The organism is Chitinophagales bacterium (genome assembly GCA_020636495.1).
Lineage (GTDB): Bacteria > Bacteroidota > Bacteroidia > Chitinophagales > Chitinophagaceae > UBA5543.
Genome location: JACJXQ010000008.1, coordinates 1,104,690 through 1,123,490, shown reverse-complemented (window position 1 = coordinate 1,123,490; position 18,801 = coordinate 1,104,690). Strand labels below are relative to the sequence as shown.

Annotated in this window: 15 protein-coding genes; 6 read left to right on the top strand and 9 right to left on the bottom strand. The window is 44.6% G+C overall.

Features of this window, described 5'->3' with window-relative positions; genetic code table 11:
- Positions 1 to 20: 20 nt before the first annotated feature.
- Positions 21 to 1,070 (bottom strand): hypothetical protein, encoded by a 1,050-nt coding sequence (locus H6550_04880; protein MCB9045458.1) that lies wholly within the window; start codon positions 1,068 to 1,070, stop codon positions 21 to 23.
- Positions 1,071 to 1,204: 134 nt separating this feature from the next.
- Here H6550_04880 and H6550_04875 point away from each other — a divergent pair, with 134 nt between their 5' ends.
- On the top strand, positions 1,205 to 2,323 hold the full coding sequence (locus H6550_04875) for a hypothetical protein (protein ID MCB9045457.1): 1,119 nt from the start codon (positions 1,205 to 1,207) through the stop codon (positions 2,321 to 2,323).
- On the opposite strand, the gene H6550_04870 is transcribed toward H6550_04875, so the two are convergent.
- The 3 genes from H6550_04870 to mnmA form a co-directional block, all read right to left on the bottom strand.
- Positions 2,320 to 3,996, bottom strand: a complete 1,677-nt coding sequence (locus H6550_04870; protein ID MCB9045456.1) for a S8 family peptidase — start codon at positions 3,994 to 3,996, stop codon at positions 2,320 to 2,322. The two genes, H6550_04875 and H6550_04870, sit on opposite strands and share 4 nt — an antisense overlap.
- 18 nt (positions 3,997 to 4,014) lie before the next feature.
- Positions 4,015 to 4,752 carry a hypothetical protein gene (locus H6550_04865; GenBank protein MCB9045455.1) on the bottom strand — a complete coding sequence of 246 codons (738 nt, stop codon included), beginning with the start codon at positions 4,750 to 4,752 and terminating at the stop codon, positions 4,015 to 4,017.
- Between the two features lie 124 nt (positions 4,753 to 4,876).
- Positions 4,877 to 5,974 (bottom strand): tRNA 2-thiouridine(34) synthase MnmA, encoded by a 1,098-nt coding sequence (mnmA, locus tag H6550_04860; protein ID MCB9045454.1) that lies wholly within the window; start codon positions 5,972 to 5,974, stop codon positions 4,877 to 4,879.
- 136 nt (positions 5,975 to 6,110) lie between these two features.
- Between mnmA and aroB the strand changes: the two genes are divergently transcribed.
- The 3 genes from aroB to H6550_04845 are packed head-to-tail and all read left to right on the top strand — an operon-like array spanning position 6,111 to position 9,335.
- Positions 6,111 to 7,151 (top strand): 3-dehydroquinate synthase, encoded by a 1,041-nt coding sequence (gene aroB / locus H6550_04855; protein ID MCB9045453.1) that lies wholly within the window; start codon positions 6,111 to 6,113, stop codon positions 7,149 to 7,151.
- Positions 7,135 to 8,358, top strand: coding sequence for a 3-phosphoshikimate 1-carboxyvinyltransferase (gene aroA / locus H6550_04850; GenBank protein MCB9045452.1), 1,224 nt, complete (start codon positions 7,135 to 7,137; stop codon positions 8,356 to 8,358). Before aroB ends, aroA begins: the two co-directional genes overlap by 17 nt.
- Positions 8,355 to 9,335, top strand: coding sequence for a chorismate synthase (locus tag H6550_04845; protein MCB9045451.1), 981 nt, complete (start codon positions 8,355 to 8,357; stop codon positions 9,333 to 9,335). Before aroA ends, H6550_04845 begins: the two co-directional genes overlap by 4 nt.
- Before the next feature lie 26 nt (positions 9,336 to 9,361).
- Here the strand turns inward: H6550_04845 and H6550_04840 are convergent, their stop codons facing one another.
- The 3 genes from H6550_04840 to H6550_04830 form a co-directional block, all read right to left on the bottom strand.
- The gene (locus tag H6550_04840) at positions 9,362 to 10,237 is read right to left on the bottom strand and encodes a hypothetical protein (GenBank protein MCB9045450.1); all 876 of its coding nucleotides are present in this window, start codon (positions 10,235 to 10,237) and stop codon (positions 9,362 to 9,364) included.
- 26 nt (positions 10,238 to 10,263) lie between these two features.
- Positions 10,264 to 12,609, bottom strand: a complete 2,346-nt coding sequence (topA, locus tag H6550_04835) for a type I DNA topoisomerase (protein MCB9045449.1) — start codon at positions 12,607 to 12,609, stop codon at positions 10,264 to 10,266.
- Positions 12,610 to 12,755: 146 nt separating this feature from the next.
- A complete protein-coding gene (locus H6550_04830) occupies positions 12,756 to 14,141 on the bottom strand; it encodes a T9SS type A sorting domain-containing protein (GenBank protein ID MCB9045448.1) in 1,386 nt (461 codons plus the stop codon).
- Positions 14,142 to 14,341: 200 nt separating this feature from the next.
- Between H6550_04830 and H6550_04825 the strand changes: the two genes are divergently transcribed.
- Positions 14,342 to 15,508 (top strand): proline dehydrogenase family protein, encoded by a 1,167-nt coding sequence (locus tag H6550_04825; protein ID MCB9045447.1) that lies wholly within the window; start codon positions 14,342 to 14,344, stop codon positions 15,506 to 15,508.
- A gap of 30 nt (positions 15,509 to 15,538) precedes the next feature.
- Here the strand turns inward: H6550_04825 and H6550_04820 are convergent, their stop codons facing one another.
- The gene (locus H6550_04820) at positions 15,539 to 15,820 is read right to left on the bottom strand and encodes a septum formation initiator family protein (protein ID MCB9045446.1); all 282 of its coding nucleotides are present in this window, start codon (positions 15,818 to 15,820) and stop codon (positions 15,539 to 15,541) included.
- A gap of 67 nt (positions 15,821 to 15,887) precedes the next feature.
- On the bottom strand, positions 15,888 to 17,177 hold the full coding sequence (gene eno, locus H6550_04815; protein MCB9045445.1) for a phosphopyruvate hydratase: 1,290 nt from the start codon (positions 17,175 to 17,177) through the stop codon (positions 15,888 to 15,890).
- Between the two features lie 844 nt (positions 17,178 to 18,021).
- Between eno and H6550_04810 the strand changes: the two genes are divergently transcribed.
- Entirely contained in the window at positions 18,022 to 18,450 is a 429-nt protein-coding gene (locus H6550_04810) for an SRPBCC family protein (protein MCB9045444.1), read from the top strand.
- The last annotated feature ends 351 nt before the right edge of the window (positions 18,451 to 18,801 follow it).

The following is an 18,801-nucleotide window of genomic DNA, read 5'->3' as shown; positions in this document are numbered from 1 at the left end:
AAGCCGCTCGATGAGCGGCTTTATATTTTTCTGAATGTGCCGAAATACAGGTATAGCTCGTTGTCTATTGCGAACTTCTTTTTCTTTTCATCGTGGTCTAAGGAACACATGCCTATCTCTGCCCTGGCTTTGTTTACAGCAGCAATGTCCTTTGAATAAAGAAAAGGTTCAATAAATATATTGTACCACTCATCCTGCCTGTTTCCTTCGCATCTGAAATCGTGATAATCATCGTCCCAATGTTTTACAGCAAAATAGTTGTGCGACCATTCGTAGATCAATGCATATTCACGAGGGTGTAATTCGCCTTCCAGAACTGCCTGCATCAGTTCTTCTTTCAACAACATATAGCCACACCTGTGGTGAAAGAACAGGGTTGCTGCGTGGCAATTCAGGTTAACACTCACCATCCTGAAATCGTAAGTGTTACGCCTGTCGCCTGTTCTGCTATCATCTACCTGTTCGGGTAATATGTGACTCAGACCTATTCTCTTTTCACCGGGGAATCCTTTGCTTTTTATCATGGGTACCAATTCATACATATTACTGTCTTCAACAGCCAACCATTTACGGATGAGAGGTTCTGACCTCGTTGGCCCTTCGGCAAGTCTACGCAAAGCATATTCATGCTTATACATATTGGCTATAATGTTACGGTAATTAGTATCAATGGTCTTTTTATATTCATTGTAATACTTTTCATACAGGTCGCCTATCCGTTTTTTATAGCTCATATCATCCTGCAGCAATCGGTTGACGGGAGGAGAAAAAACTACTGTATTCCACTCAACACCATTCCTGAAACATTGTCCGAAAAAGAAAGTAGCATCGGTAGTGTCTTTCAGTAAAGAGGCTATTTGCAATGCGGTATAACAATCTCGGGCAAAAGGTCTTTTCCAATCTGTAAATATCTTCCGGTATTGTTCAACAGCAGCCTTCGGGTTGTTGTAATACAGGAATTGCTGTTCGGCAACAATGATACGCTTGTGGTAATCAATATAGTTTGTTTCCTGCTGTGCCCTGCACAGTATCGGAGCTAACAAAACAATAGACAATAAAAGCTTTATCATCTGTGTAACCTTAGGTATGTTATCAAGTTACGCAAAATAATACCAGTTATCATACTCTTCAAACATAAGCTCTGCGACAACTACAGCTTTTATATCAAACATAAAATTTTTCTCACTACCTTTGACATACAGCGATGAATTTTATCTGGCAGCACATTGAGCGGATCATTGGTAATTATGACGGAAGTTTGCCGTTACCCCATTTTCTGAAGAACTACTATAAACAATACCCAATACTCGGCAGCCGTGACCGCAGGATGCTGAGTGAAATGGCTTATTGCTGGTACCGTGCAGAAAGGTGGCTGGATGCTACGCTCCCCATAAAAGAAAAAGTAGAAGCCGCCATGCGTATATGCATGTCTGATGAAAAAATGCTGGAAAGATTATTTCCCGGGTCAACGCTTGATGCGGCTGATATCAGTACCAACCCGGAAAAAGTATTTCCATATGACATTCCTTTGTCCGATGGGATGAGCAAGGCAGCCTGGCTGCGAAGCAACCTGCTGCAACCACAACTGTTCATCAGGGCGCGGAAAGACAAGAAGTTCATCATGACGATATTGCAGCAAAAACATGTTGAAGCCTCTTTTATCAGCGACACCTGTATCACACTACCCAATGGTACAGCTATAAGCAACTGGTTGCCCGAAGATGGCTATGTAGTGCAAGATGCTTCTTCCCAGTTAACAGGCTCATACTTCAAACCGCAACCGAACGAGTTATGGTGGGATTGCTGCTCGGGTGCCGGAGGAAAATCGCTATTGTTAAAGGACGCTGAACCGACCGTAAAACTGACGGTATCGGATACACGCAGAAGTATTTTGCACAACCTGTCCAAACGATTCAAACTTTACCACTATACCCCACCTGTATCTTTAATCGCAGACGTATCAGATAAAGCATCGCTCAAGCAAAGTATGGGCGGTAAAAAATTTGATGCTATTATCTGCGACGTGCCATGCTCCGGTTCGGGCACATGGGCGCGTACACCCGAACAGATGTTTTTCTTCAAACCCGGATCGGTAGCCGATTTTTCGGAAAAGCAAAAGAAGATAGCCGTCAACGCTGCAGAATATCTTAAACCGGGTGGCCGGTTATTCTATATTACCTGTTCTGTATTCAGGCAGGAAAATGAAGATGTCGTCACGCTACTTCAACAATCCGGGGAATTTACGATCGAGGAACAACGGTTGATCAATGGAATAGAACATCATGCGGATAGCATGTTCATTACTGTGCTGAGGAAACACTAATTTTTCAACAACTTTACTACCTGTTGTTTATCGCCTGTAACAGCCTTAAGAAAATATAAGCCGTTACTTACCCCGGGTAGTGTTACAGGAATATTTTGTACGCCTGCACTCATGTTTACTGCATCCTGATAAATGATCTTCCCGCTAACATCGGTTACAACAATATCCAGCAAACTACTTTTACTGCCGTTGAACACACGTAGGGTTATACTACCCGTAAAAGGATTGGGACTAGTGATGATCCAGTCATTTGCATCAGGCACCTTGGGCAATTCCTTCACATTCAGTAGCTCCAATGCATAATGGAAATTAGGTACACCATAGCCTAATTGTAAACCCGGGTTATTGTAGAGGTTAGCACTTTTCTGAATGGCTGTGCGTATCTCATATGGAGTGAAATTACCGCTTGCCTGCATCAGGCATGCCGCCCATCCTGCCAGTTGTGGTGTTGCCCAGGATGTACCACTTGAGAAAGAAGGATTAGGCCCGTTGCGCATGATGGATGCCGGCTGGCCTACCATACATACATCAGGTTTTACCTGTCCTGCTGCATTGGGGCCATAACCACTGTTGGGAGCCGGTACTTTATCCAGGCCAACAGAGCCAACCGTCATTGCGCTGTCAGCATCGCCGGGCGTCAGTACATAATTCCACGTTCCGCCACCTTCGTTACCGGCTGAAGCAACAAAAAGGATACCTTTTGACGTGGCGATATTGGCAGCTTTCGCAGCAATGGTGCTCTTACCGTCTATGTCTGCATACTTTAGTGAATAAGATGGATCAGGATAGTTGAATTCGTTGTAGCCTAAAGAAACGGTAATAATATCTGCACCTATACTGTCAGCACGTTCGGTGGCAGCCATCATGTTGTCCATTTCCAGGTGCTGTTCACTGCCGCCAATCTCTGTAATATACAGTGCGATATCAGCATGCGGAGCTGCACCTACATATGTACCCGGAAGGTTGCCGGCAATTGTGGACAGTGAAGTTGTGCCATGCAGTCCACCCGTAAAAACGTCTGTCGATGCATTGGCAAAATTATAGTGATCTTTCAATCTACCCGCATTTACCATACTATCAAATGCAGGGGCTGTATTAACGTCGGCAAAGCCTTCATCTAATACAGCTATGAGCTTACCCTCGCCCTTCCAGCCTATATCATGCAGGTAATCACCATTCACCAATGCACTCTGGCTATATGAATCGCCGTAATAAGCTGACGAACCGGTTGTTTTTTGTGCAGCAGAAAGTGTATTGCCTGTTGTATCAGTATCCTTCGATGGTTTATGCAACCCGGCAGGATAATAGGCCATATACTCTATAGTGCTGATAAAGGGTTTTGATTGCAGCGTGAGTATCTTACTTGAATCCGTTAGCAAGATCACAGTATAATTAAGCCAACGTGAAGTAAGATGCAATTTGGCCCCTGTGAGCGTCAGCACACTATCCATATAATCAGGCGATACTGGCAGGTCAGTGCTGTCAATAGCTATACCCTGTGTGGCACGCCTGTCTATAGCACGCTGCGACAGAAAGCCCAATGGACTGGACAGACTCTGTGTAGTACCTCCTTTATCAGTAAAACTTACACGAAAGCCATATTGCGGCTGCGCAATTGCTGTAACAGAAAAAATGAGTAATCCCACAAAACACCATACCACTCCCCTGCACATACTTATGTAGGTTTTTTATTAGTTGTGGTCAACGGCCCTCATCACCACCCCACTGCCTTTACGGCATTTGGTTGTTGACGGGTCGTATGTCCACCTGAAATATTCGCGGAACACCATACCTACACCGGAAGCATAAACCTCCCTGCTGCTGGTGCGCGATGCATATACGTCGGGGAAAACTTCAGGATCGCTTTCCGCCCTATCTACTTCTTCTACAGTCACTGTATTGGCAAATATCTCGAAGCCTGTATTGTATGCTTCACCTACATTCTTATACTCATAATCCCAATCGCCATAAAATGCATAGTCAGGATCATTAGTCAGAATATAGTTATTGCCTTTCCATGTAACACCATTCTCAATCGGGAACACCATATTGATAAAACGCTGCTGATCATGTACTGTCTCTAATGTCACATTTGTATTGGTAGCATAAAACACTTTATGCGGCATCCAGTCGTCTTCTACCCTTTTCCTGATACTGGTCTCTACCCTGTAAGAAGGACGGCCCGACTCATCAGTAAAAGTATCTGCCACCCTGTGCCTAACCTGGTAGTGATAGAACCTCTTCACACAGAACGTATCATCCCAGATAGTTGAATCAACATCGTATACCACCCATTTGCCTATCTCAAGCGGGTAATACTCCTGTTCTGCCTGCGGAGGCGCAGGCCTGTCATCCGGCTTTTTACAGGAAAACGTTGCAACAGTGAATGCAAATGCCAACAGCAAGAAAGGTAGCGACTTCTTGATCATATCAATTTATGTGTACAGTTATTACCGTAAATATAACTAAAGAAATGAAAAGTTAATATTTTAAGTCGGGTTAATCAGGGAAAATAATCCCATATATGACTTTTTGCTGATATTGAACCAGTTATCAGTCAAATCCCATACGGATTATGCCGCCTGCTACCACATCATCGCCTTCGTAAAATACTGCCGACTGGCCCGGGGCTATGCTGTTCACCATATGGTCGAAATGCACTTCCACCTGACCATCTTTGTTATACAGGCGGCTTTCACAGCCCGGATCTTTGTACCGTATCTTGGTCACAGCCTCCAACCCGTCAGGTATAGCGTCATATTTGATCATATTCAGCCCGCTCACGTTCATTTTGCTTTGTTGCAGCTCATGCGCTTCACCCAGCACCACTGTATTGGTTTCCGGCATGATCCTGGTCACGAACATAGGTTTGCCGAATGCTACACCCAGCCCTTTGCGCTGGCCTATAGTATAAAATGGATAGCCAGCATGTTTGCCCACTACCTCACCATTGCTCAATACAAAATTTCCGCCGGCAACTTCTGCTTCCAGCCCGGGGTCATTCCTTTTCAGGAAACCACGATAGTCATTATCCGGCACGAAGCATATCTCGTAACTCTCAGCTTTTTTTGACAGTTCCTCGTAGCCCATATCATAAGCTATCTGGCGCACTTCCGTCTTCAGCAGGTCCCCAAGCGGGTAGATACTCCTTGATAAACAGTCCTGGTTGAGCCCCCAGAGCACATAGCTCTGGTCTTTGGTCATATCCTTAGCACGCGATAACACATGCCTGTTATTCTCTTCCCTTACTTTAACATAATGCCCAGTGGCAATGAAATCGCAGTCGAGTGCGTTGGCACGTTTCAGTAATGCAGCCCACTTGATATGGGTATTGCAGAGTACACATGGGTTTGGTGTACGACCAGCTATGTATTCATCAACAAAGTTATTAATGACAAAGTCGCCGAACTCCTCCCTTATATCCAGCACATAATGCGGGAAACCATGGTCAACTGCGGCCTGGCGGGCATCGTTAAACGAATCAAGGTTACAGCAGCCTGTCTCCTTTTTGCCGCCTCCCGACGTGGCATAATCCCAGGTCTTCATAGTGATCCCCACTACCTCATAACCTTGATTATGAAGCATTAACGCACTAATGGTACTGTCAATACCACCACTCATTGCCACCAATACTTTTCCGTTCCTGCTCATTGCTTTATCAAATCAGAATTTGCAAAGGTACGAATAACCCGCTTAGAACTGTTTTGTGCACTATAGATATTCGATACGTCCGTATCAGCAGCTATGATGCACACCTTTTCATTCTTTCATTTTACCTTTGAATAGCATGGAATATTCGGTCTCATTTCCCGGTGGCGCAGTGCGCTATGTACATCATACTCATTTTTCGGGTATCAATGAGGTATTAACACCCGCTAATACTATTGTCATGACAGACAGCAATGTAGCCAGGCTACACGGCGACCTGTTCAAAAAGTTCAAGGCTGTTATCACCATCCCCGCCGGTGAAGCGAACAAGAACCATACAACCATTCTTTCGCTCATTCAGCAACTGATGGAACAAAAAGTCCACCGAAAAACATTTCTTTTAGGTGTAGGGGGGGGAGTTGTCACCGACATTACGGGATTTGTTGCAGCCATATACATGCGTGGGCTTCGTTTCGGTTTTGTGCCTACCACATTGTTAGGTATGGTCGATGCATCTATAGGCGGTAAGAATGGCATCAATATAGGCCTGCAGAAAAATATGGTAGGTACTATTCAACAGCCTGAATTTATACTTTTTGATAATGACATGCTGGCTACCCTGCCCGATGAAGAATGGAGCAACGGATTTGCCGAAGTGATAAAAGCGGCCTGCCTCTTCGATAACAAGCTGTTTGATGAGCTGGCTGAAAACAACATCAAATATTACCAGCAAAACAGCCCTGCTCTATCTGCACTGATAGCCAAAAGTGTTGATTGGAAAAATAAAATAGTGCTGGCCGATGAACGTGAGAACGGCATAAGAAAACTGTTGAACTTCGGCCATACTTCAGGGCATGCATTTGAAACGGTTTGCCATATACCACACGGGCAGGCGATAGCTGTTGGCATGTTGGTCGCTTGCAAAATATCAGAACAATACGGACTGGATAAAAACGTAACAGAACGACTGCACACATTACTGCAACAATACAACCTGCCCGTAAGTATACATGCAGATACAGATGAAGTAATGAATGTGCTGATGCTGGATAAGAAACGTGATAACTATGGTGTAGATTTTATTATCCTGAACTCAATTGGTAACGCGGAGATAAAGAATATTGAATTCGACGTTATAAAAAATGCGATAGACGCTTTTACTCATGCAGGCGATAATTAAACCCGGAAACATACAAGGCACGGTGCAACTACCTGCATCTAAAAGTATGATGCAGCGGGTATGCGCCTGTGCTTTGCTGCACATAGGCAAAACCATCATCACAAACCCCGGCAACAGCAAAGATGACAAAGCGGCTATCAGCATTATTCAAAAGCTTGGTGCAACTGTCGACTGTACTGATGAACATACTATTGAAATAAACAGCAGTGGCGTTCATTCACAGTCTGCAACAATTGATTGTACAGAAAGCGGGCTATCCGCAAGGTTGTTCATACCCGTTGCAGCATTGAGTTCAAAAGGCATAGCGATAACAGGCTCAGGTAGCCTGTTGCAACGCCCTATGACGGAGTATATTAAACTACTTCCTGAATTGGGAGTATCAGTAATAGCAGCCGGTGAATATTTACCTATGTCTGTTGAAGGCCCGTTGACACCAAAGAACATTACCCTCGACGGCTCTATGAGTTCGCAGTTCCTGAGCGGCTTGCTGATAGCATTCGCTTTCTCTGCTACAGAACCTGTAAATATCCACGTAAACAACCTCGTCAGCAAACCTTATGTTGATATGACACTACAGGTACTGCAGAAATTCGGAAAATTTGTTCAACATTATAATTATGAAAGCTTTTCAATTATTCCTGCCCCTGATAACAACAGGAACATACACGTTACGATAGAAGCTGACTGGAGTGCAGCCGCTAACTTTATTGTAGCACGTGCTATTGCAGGAGCAGATATCAATATCCCCGGCCTGAATTACCAATCAACACAGGCAGATAAAGCCATCGGACAAATAGTAACAGATACCAACGATGCATTTGATTTTGACGCTACCGATTGTCCGGATCTGTTCCCGGTACTCTCCGTTTATGCCGCATGCTGTCATGGTGAAAGTTCTATTACAGGCCTACACAGGTTATTGCATAAAGAAAGTAACCGTATAGAAACCATCATGACTATGCTGGATAGCCTGGGTATTACTTACCTGGTAGAAGATGATACGCTTACCATACAGGGCAATCAATCCTTTAATGGTTGTACGGTTAATGGATATAACGACCATCGTATAGTGATGGCTGCAGCGGTAGCCGCTATCACTGCAAAAGGCCCTCTTACTATACTTGGGGCTGAGGCAGTGAACAAGTCTTACCCTGATTTCTTCCATACATTATCTTCTATTGGAGTTAATTGTAAATTAGAGGCATGAACAGTTTCGGGCGTTTATTCAGGCTAAGCATTTTCGGTGAATCTCATGGTGCGGCAGTAGGTGTTACTATTGACGGTTGTCCTGCCGGCATACCTATGAATACAGATGACCTTCTGCCCGACCTGCTACGTCGCAAAGCAGGAGCAGCGGGCACTACACCACGCAAAGAGGATGACCTCCCCGAAATAATAAGTGGCGTGTTCAATGGACATACCACTGGCAGTCCTATTACAATATTGTTCAGAAATAACAACACACAGTCAAAAGACTATGATGCAATAAAAGACACGCCACGCCCCGGCCATGCCGACTTTGTACTGAACAAAAAGTATAACGGATTTAACGACTATCGGGGTGGCGGTCACTCATCGGGCAGGCTGACACTTGCATTGGTATCAGCCGGTGTCATTGCAAAAAAGATACTGAATGAAATAAACATCAATGCACAACTGGTAGAAGCCGGAGGCGATACTGATATAGAAGCAGCCATAACAAAAGCTGTAGAAGCACAGGACAGTATAGGGGGTATAATTGAATGTCGTGCTACTGAATTGCCTTTAGGACTTGGTGAACCATTCTTTGATTCTGTAGAGTCTGTCATCAGTCATCTTGTGTTTGCTATTCCTGCGGTAAAAGGTATAGAGTTTGGCAGTGGTTTTGCTGCAACAAAAATGAAAGGCAGCGAGCATAATGACGCGATCATTGATGAACATGGCACAACAAAAACCAACAACGCAGGCGGTATCAATGGAGGCATTACCAATGGCAACGAACTCGTTTTTCGGGTAGCCATAAAGCCTACCAGCAGCACCCCGCAACAACAACAAACATGGAATAACAGCACAAAGTCAGTTGAAGCATTTACAGTCAAAGGTCGTCATGACTTGTGTATAGCATTACGTGCACCGGTGGTGGTAGAAGCAGTTACTGCTATTGCTTTGGCAGATATTTACCTACAGTATATAGCGTATTCGTAATAATCCTGATTTCTTACTCCGAGTATTTACTCGCCCTTCAGGATGTTCATCAGTTCCTGAATCTCGTTGGCTTTGTCTTCTTCACGCTTGTAGCGGAAACAAAGCACCAGTTCTTCGAGCATTTTGTAGATGACACGTTTCGTGTCTAATGGCTTGAAATAATTTCCCCTGTCGGTAGCATTTATTTTCTTCAGGTAGGTGTCTACATCTTTCTGTGTATAGACCATGCCATTCATAGGGTCTACAAAAAACTGCATTTGCTGCACAGGTGCGTCATCTATACTATAAAAATGATGTAGCGTATCTATATAAGCAAATACAAACTGGCGAGGCAGATCAACAGCGAATATCGGGATGTCCAGCAACTCACACAACGCAAGATATAACACGCCTATAGAATAAGCATTACCCTGCTTGCTATCCATCACCTGGTTGATGAAGAAGAACTTAGGGTCACGCTCAGTAAGCTCATGCCCCTGTAGTTTATAATAATTGTAAAGAATACTGTTCAGTATATTCACCTGCTCCAATGGTGTCAGGTAGTTGTTCCGCTCCAGCCATATGTTACGACGCATCTGGTCAAACTGCGTCAGTATGGACGGCACATTCATTTCGGGGTACTGGTATTTGGCTACCAGTATAGCGCCACGTAGTAACTCCGGCTTGTCAGACTTTGCCCACTCGTAAAACTCATGTTGCAGATTTTGAAAATGCACCCTGTGGATCAGCATTTCGATACGCTCCTGTGTTGTCGTGTCAGCAGTCACTTCCCACAGTTGCTCCAGGTTTGGGATGATCTCCGCTCCGTAATTCAATAGCTTTTCAGCTACGGTGTCAAACACCTCCGTATCGGGGTCGTCTATCAACCTCAATAAAGCTGATATTTCATTTGTATGCTGCAATGCTTTCCTTGTTCTCTACAGCCAATTTACGACTTTTTCTTCTTACCTCTCGCAGCTTTTTTAGGAGGATTTGCTTTTACTTCTTCTATAATAGCTTTAGCCTCTTCCAGTGTCAGGTCTTTTGCGGTTTCCTGTTTTTCTTTAGGTATTTTATAGTTGCGCAAGCCTTGTTTTATATAAGGTCCATAAGGGCCTTTCAGTATCTTGATCTTTTCTTTTTCAAATATCTTGATAGTATTCTCAGCTGCAGCTTTTCGTTTTTCTTCTATCAGCGGTGCTACCTCATCCAGCTCTACTGTATAAGGGTCCATTTCTTTTTTCAGCGAGTAGAATTTACCATCGTGTTGCGCATAAGGGCCAAAACGGCCGATGTTCACTACCACGTCCAGGTTCTCAAACTGGCCCAGTGTTCTTGGCAGTTTGAACAATTCCATGGCATCTTCAAATGTAATGGTCTCAATACTTTGGTTCGGGCGCAACTTAGCAAAACGAGGTTTTTCTTCATCTTCGGTGGTACCTATCTGCACCATCGGTCCATACCTGCCAAGTCGTGCCACTACAGGTTTACCACTTGCTTCATCCGTCCCCAGGTAATGTTCACCCTTTGCACGCTCTGCATGCTCAAGCGTATGCTCTACATTTTCGTGGAAAGGCTTGTAAAAATCTTTGATCATTTTATACCACAGGTTCTTACCCTGTGCTATATCATCAAACTCTTGCTCTATCTGGGCAGTAAAACCATAGTCCATTACTTTTTTAAAGTTCTCACTCAAAAAGTCTGTTACTACCAATCCCAGGTCGGTTGGGAATAATTTATTACGCTCTGCACCTGTGTTCTCGCTATCTTCTCTCTCGGTTACTTTCTTATCCTTCAGGCTCAATATGCGGTACACCCTTGGCGTGCCTTCTTTATCCCTTTTCTCTACATACCCCCTTTGCTGTATGGTACTAATGGTTGGTGCATAAGTAGAGGGACGACCTATTCCCAACTCTTCCAGTTTCTTCACCAGGGATGCCTCCGTATACCTGGGTTGCGGACGCGTGAACCTCTCAGTACTGCGCATCTCTACCAAAGGCAATTGCATACCTACGGTCAGTGGCGGTAGCATGTCTGAGTTCTCATCTTCTTCATCCTCATCATCCTTGCCTTCAGTATACACTTTCAGGAAACCATCAAAACGCAGCACCTCACCTTTAGCGGTCAGTTCATCCTTACGGGTAGAGATAGAGATCTTGGCAGTAGTGCGTTCCAGTTCAGCATCAGCCATCTGGCTGGCCATGGTACGTTTCCATATCATATCATACAACCTTTGTGCATCAGCATTACCTGTTTCGGTAACACTCATATCAGTTGGGCGTATGGCTTCGTGCGCTTCCTGAGCGCTTTCGTTCTTAGTCTTATATTTTCTCAGCTGGTGGTATTTTTCGCCATACTGAGCAGTTATCGCTTTTTGAGCACCTTCCAACGCAGTGTCTGATAAGTTCACAGAATCTGTACGCATGTAGGTTATCTGCCCGCTTTCATATAGCTTTTGTGCGAGTAGCATGGTTTTAGAAACAGAATATCCAAGCTTACGGCTGGCCTCTTGCTGTAGTGTTGAAGTAGTAAACGGCGCCGCAGGCGATTTTTTCGCAGGTTTCACCTGTACATCGCTTACAGAGTAGCTGGCATTGATACAATCATTCAGGTAGTTACGCGCTGACTCTTCATTGGTCAGTTTCTCGCTACCTTCTGCTTTAAACGTGACTTTCTTTTTATTCAGGTCCTCTGCCTGGAAAAATGCTTCCAGCTTAAAACTGCTTTGTGCTGTAAAAGCATTGATCTCTCTTTCACGCTCCGCTATCAGCCTGACAGCTACAGATTGTACACGACCTGCTGACAGGTTGTTGCGCATACTCATTTTGCGCCAAAGTATCGGCGATATCTCAAACCCCACTATCCTGTCCAGGATGCGGCGGGCCTGCTGTGCATTCACCTGGTGCATATTCACCGTGCGAGGCGTCTCAACAGCTTTCTTTATAGCAGGTTTGGTTATCTCATGAAAAACGATCCTTTTGGTAGTGTCCGGATTCAGGCCGAGTACTTCGCAAAGGTGCCATGATATAGCTTCCCCTTCGCGGTCCTCATCCGTTGCTAACCAAACCTCATCAGATTTCTTAGCAAGCGACTTCAGCTCTTTTACTATCTTCTGTTTATCGTCAGATATCTTATACTTCGGTGAAAAGTTATTATTGATATCGATACCCATGTCCTCTTTCTCAAGGTCACGGATATGGCCATAGCAGGACTTTACCTCAAAATCTTCGCCCAGTATCTTCTCGATCGTTTTCGCCTTCGCCGGAGACTCCACTATCAGCAGGTTCTTTGCCATTCGCTTACCCTTTTGCTCTTTTTTATATTAATATATACCTGTCGCCTAAATCGTTCAGGGATGTGCAATAATAAAGTATTGTTTCGTAAAAATGAAAAAGGGCAACTTTTAAGTCGCCCTTTTCTTATATAAATTTACTTTATTTATTAGTGTGCTACGGTAACACGACCTGTAGAGCGCTGACCGTTCACTTCGATAGTGTACAGGTACAGACCGTTAGTCAGGTCAGATGTGTTGAAAGTAACCTGTCCGTTAGAAACGTTAGCTACTTTTTGAGATTTTACAACCTGGCCTACTGTGTTTGTCAATGTAACATTCACATCAGCAGCAGCAGTCAGCTGGAAAGGAATGTGAACATAAGATACAGCAGGGTTTGGATAAGCACCACCTTTTGTCAACAGACCTTCAGTGTTCTTAACATCCAGTACCCAGCAAGTAGCACAAGATATCAATACACCCATCCTGTGGTGTTCGTAAGGGAACTGAGCACCGTTAGCATTTTCCAAAGGATAAGAAACTGAATACCTTCCTGTGTCTGTAGTAAACATCAGAGAAGAATGGTTGCGATCTTTCAAAGCACCATAGAAATCATATTTCATCAGAGCATTGTCAGTAACTTCACTTGACAGAATCCTCAGATGGTGGTGACCCTGAATAGAGTCAGTTTGTGAATTTTTAGTCCATGTATCACCTGATTTGAAGGTAGCTGTAAAAGAAACCCTGTTACCGGCAGGAACTGTCAGGCCACCAGGCACTGCAAACCTCCAAGTCCTTGTTGTGATGGTGTTGTTCTGTGTATTAACAGTATCACGGTCAGCATCTGTCAGGTATTCTTTCCAAACTTTACGGTCAGAAGAAGATATTGTGCGGCCAACACTATCAGCGTCGGGCCTCCAGATAAACATAGTGTCTTTATCAGCAGGGATATATGTACCTATCCAAGAGGCCGTAGACCTTACATAATACCTTGAGCCAGTTTGCGGAGCCAGCGCAAGAATCAGTGTATCAACAACGCCAGAAGGACGGTTTTTGTTTTTGATATAAGCTACATTTATCTCTACTGAGTCAACAGAGTATGCGTTAAAATCCTGTACCCACATAGTGTTGGTATTGTTGAACGATACATCGTTGAACATCTGATCACCTGCACCGATAGGGTCGATAACCTGGCCGAAAGACGCAAAGTTTACTGCACTCAATTGAGGGTTATTGTTATATTTAATATACATAGTAGAATCAAACCAGATAGGAACGAAACTCCTGTTGTTATCCATTGAGCTACTGTTCAGCGCGTTAATGATATCGTAAGGTGTATACCACCTCGGAGCCGGAGCAGTTGTTTTAGCTGCTGCCCTGCTGTCTTTACCTGATTGAATTGAGTTGATGGTTGACTGGTCGTCAACGAAAGTATATTTTTCAACCAATTGTCCGATCCTCGGAGTATTGCCTGAATTTACTACCTCCGCCTGCTGAGCTGAAGCGCTAGCTGCCATCGCACCACCTACAATAAATAAAAGTAATCTTTTCATCATTTTTCGATTTTTTGGAATTATTGAACTGTAAAGATAAATATTCTTATAAGATTAAGACAAATTAATTTGACCGTTAGTTAGCAAATTCGCCACTTTTTCACGTTTTTTATACATTGCTGTGACACTACCCCTCTTCCCAAATTAAAATTTCTTTCCATCACTTAAGCCTATTACTTTTGCAACTGCTTTTATACCAGTATATGCTGCCACAGTTTGACAATACAGAGATAGCGTTCAAATATCGTACCAATCAGGAATTAAAGCAGGCACAGTTCCTGTTCTCATCCATGGGTTCGCCCACGATAACCAAAGTAGGCATGGCCGTTACCAAATGGGCTATCAATTGGAAACTACCCATAGAAGGCATAGTAAAAAAGACCATATTCCGGCAGTTTTGCGGTGGTGTTACTATGGAAGAGGCTGCCCGCACCGCCGATGCCCTGGGACAATACAATGTAGGCGTGATACTGGACTACGGTGTAGAAGGCAAAGAAGGCGAGGCCGAATTTGACAAAGCCGTGCCCGAATTTGTCAGGGCAATTAAATATGCCGCCTCTAAGAACAACATACCCTTTATATCTCTCAAAGTGACCGGGTTTGCCCGCTTTGCGCTGCTGGAGAAACTGCACAGCAAAGCCAACCTGACAGACGCCGAACAGCAAGAGTGGCAGAGGGTGCACAAACGCATAGACGAAATATGCAAATGTGCTCACGACCAGGGAGTTATGGTGCTCATAGACGCCGAAGAGACCTGGATACAGCACCCTGTGAACGAACTTTGTGAAGGGGTTATGGAGCGGTACAACAAGGATAAAGCTGTGATATTCAACACTTTTCAGTTGTACACTACAGGCGCGCTGCCCTACCTTAAAATAGCTGCAGAGCAAGCCACAGCCAAAGGCTATATACTGGGTGCCAAGCTGGTGCGCGGCGCTTACATGGAAAAAGAACGCAAGCGCGCCGCTGAACAAGGTTACCCGTCGCCGATACAGCCTGACAAGGCATCAACCGACAAAGACTATGACGCCGCTGTACTCTTCTGCCTGGAGCGATTAGACAAGTTATCCGTCTTTATTGGTACGCATAACGAAAAATCCTGCTTTGCAGCTGCCAAGTATATGGCCGACCATAATATTCCCGCAGACAGCAGTCATGTATGGTTCTCGCAGCTATATGGCATGAGCGATAATATATCCTTCAACCTGGCGGACAGCAAGTATAATGTAGCCAAATACCTGCCATACGGACCGGTGAAAGATGTACTGCCCTACCTGATGCGCCGTGCCGAGGAGAATACCTCCGTTGCCGGGCAAACAGGCCGCGAACTGACATTAATAAACAAAGAACTTAAGAGACGAAAAGGATAATAGATATTGGATGTTCATATCCAAGATCCATTACTCGAACACGTATATATCCTCGTTATCTTTTTTGAGGTGGTAATTTTCGCGGGCGAATTTTTCCAGTACTGCAGGGTCGTTCTTAATACCATCACGCTTTTTGTACATGGCGGCAATTTCTGCGCGCAGGTAAGTAATGTTGGCGCGGGTATCTTCCAGGTCTTGCTGGCGGCGCTGCTGGGTAAACCAGTCGTTACGGTCGAAGTAACCTACCCATACCACAAAAAGAATGGCCATCAGCAGGTACTTATTGGCAACTATCCTTAATACTTTCCTCATCTCTGTATGTTTTGCCGGGTAAAGGAGTAAGTGGCCGGCTCCGGCGGGGCCGGCCACTATAAATTACCTATTTACCAAATATAAGATTTTTGCCGGGATAATAAGCGTTGGCACCCAACTCTTCTTCTATCCTCAGCAACTGATTGTATTTCGCCATCCTGTCGCTGCGCGAAGCACTACCTGTTTTTATCTGTCCGCAGTTCAGGGCCACGGCCAGGTCGGCGATGGTATAATCTTCTGTCTCGCCGCTGCGGTGGCTCATTACCGTGTTGTAACGCGCGTGTTGCGCCATGGTTACCGCATCTATCGTTTCGCTCAGGCTGCCTATCTGGTTCACTTTTACCAGCAGGGCGTTAGCTATACCATCGTTGATACCTTTGCTCAGCCTGTCTACGTTGGTCACGAACAGGTCGTCGCCTACCAGCTGAACTTTGCCGCCCAGTGTATCGGTCAGTTTTTTCCAGCCTTTCCAGTCGTCCTCGTCCATACCGTCCTCGATGCTCGCGATTGGGTATTTCTTGCACCACTTAGCCCAATAGTCTACCACCTCGTCGCTGCTCAGCTTGCGGCCATCGCTTTTCTTGAATACATATTTTTTGCTCTTAGCGTCGTACAGTTCGCTAATAGCGGCGTCCATAGCTATCATCACATCATCGCCCGGTTTGTAACCCGCTTTCTCTATCGCTTTCAGTACGGTCTCAATAGCTTCTTCGTTGCTCTGGATATCCGGTGCAAAACCACCCTCGTCACCTACGTTGGTGCTGTAGCCTTTGTCTTTCAGTACACTCTTCAGGTGGTGGAATATCTCCACGCCCCAACGCAAACCTTCGCTGAAGGTAGAAGCGCCCACAGGCATAACCATGAATTCCTGGAAGTCTATTTTATTATCAGCATGCGCACCACCGTTCAGGATGTTCATCATCGGCACGGGCAGTGTCTTGGCATTGCTGCCGCCTACGTAGCGGTACAGGCTCAGTCCGCTGGCTTGCGCCGCCGCTTTTGCCGCAGCCATGCTCACCGCCAGTATGGCGTTGGCACCCAGCTTGCCTTTGTTCTTGCTGCCATCTATCTGCAGCATAGCAGCGTCTATACCACGCTGATCGGTTATATCCCAGCCATACAGCTCTTCGGCTAGGTTGTCGTTGATGTTGCTTACAGCCTTCAGTACGCCCTTGCCTAAGTATTTCTTCTTGTCACCGTCACGCAGCTCTACGGCTTCGTGCTTGCCTGTTGACGCACCCGACGGAACGGCCGCGCGGCCTGTGTATCCATCGCTGGTGTGTACATCTACTTCTACTGTGGGGTTACCGCGGCTGTCCAGCACCTGGCGTGCTATTATGTCTGTAATGAAACTCATAGTTGTTGATTAGATTTTAATATGTGCGCAAAGATAGTCGGTTTTTGGATATTGGCCCCGATAGCTATCGGGGTTGAGTAACCTGCCGCTATTTTGTTAAGTAATGTATTTGCGGGTTTTACCAACGGGAATAAGGGATGTTTGTAAGTTGTTGACAATAAGCACCTTGTGGGGAAATTGTTAAGTATTGTTAAGTAAAACAGTATTCTTTCTGTACTTAACAATCCATAAAAAAGCCCCTTGTTCAGGGGCGGTAGTATCATCATCTTTTGGTTGGGCGGGGTTATACCGGGTTTATTCTTCATGGCTGGTATTAATTTGATTAACAATATCAAAAATACAAAATATAGTTTAGTTCAACAAATTAATTATTCACATGGTTATGGCTGGGTAAAAGCTATATTGTTGATTAGCAATTACATTAAGCTCATTGATAATTCCTTGTCTTGCTAGCTCTTTTCAGCCTCTGTTCATTTCTTTTATTTCGTTCATGATGTCTTTCATATTGTCTCAATGAGTCGCTGCGCTTGTTGCTCCTCCAAAAGAAACGAACCAAAGAAAAAGAGTCCGAAACCATAAGCTTCAATGGTTTCGGGGGCAACCTTGATGGTACTACAGTGCTACTGCGCTGCCAGGCTAAAGAACTACTTCTATAATGTTATTGAGAAGGATAATGTCGGAATAGGATGCCAACTAAGACTTGAAATAGTATTTCTGCACAATGCAACATTCTGCCCCAATACAACTTAACAATGGATAACTCCAAACAGGGTCACGGTTATGTTTCAAAACTTATTCGATATATTGCCTTGCTGAAGCGACCATTGTAAACCAAAAAGGAAACATGCAACTGACATCTGAGATCACAGTTAACCTGGATATAGAGCAGGTATGGGATTTTTTGTCCGATCCGTTGAATTCGCCGAAATGGGATAAGAGTGTTGCTTCTGTTGTATTACCTGAAGGCAGTTTTTCAGGAACGGGATGCATTGTAGATACGATAGCACCATCGGGCATGCGGCAATCGTTTCGTGTCACAGAGTTTCAACCGCCCCGGTTCTTTAAATTCATACTGCTACAGTCGTCGACTTTTAAAGAGGCTGATATGAGCTTTTTACTGGAAAAGGTAAGTGAGGGGACGAAAATAACGCACGTCATAAACTTCAAGCTGCACCTGCGCTCCTTTATGCTTTACCCTGTTTTATTGCTGACCAGCAAAAAGGCCCTGGGTGCAGATATGACCTATCTTAAAAATGCATTGGAGCTGGAATAGTGGCGTTCAAACGCCGTTCCGGTACATCCTCGTTTCAAACGAGGACGAGAGGGGGGATAAGACTATTTTTTTTTGAATATAATATTTTGCCTCAAACCTCTGAATACCGGTTACAAACCGGCTTAACTAAATAGACACAGATGCCCTCTGGAACATCTGCGCCAGTGGATAAACTTACAACTATCTAATTGGCTGCGCAACGTGAAAAACACCCTAATATATCAATGATACAATCACGAGACTAGATTGCCACACTCATAACGCCACGGGCGTTACTCGTTCGCAATGACGAATTATATTGGAGGTATTAAAATCAACCTTTCCAGATTGCTTCGTTCCTCTCTCCTCATA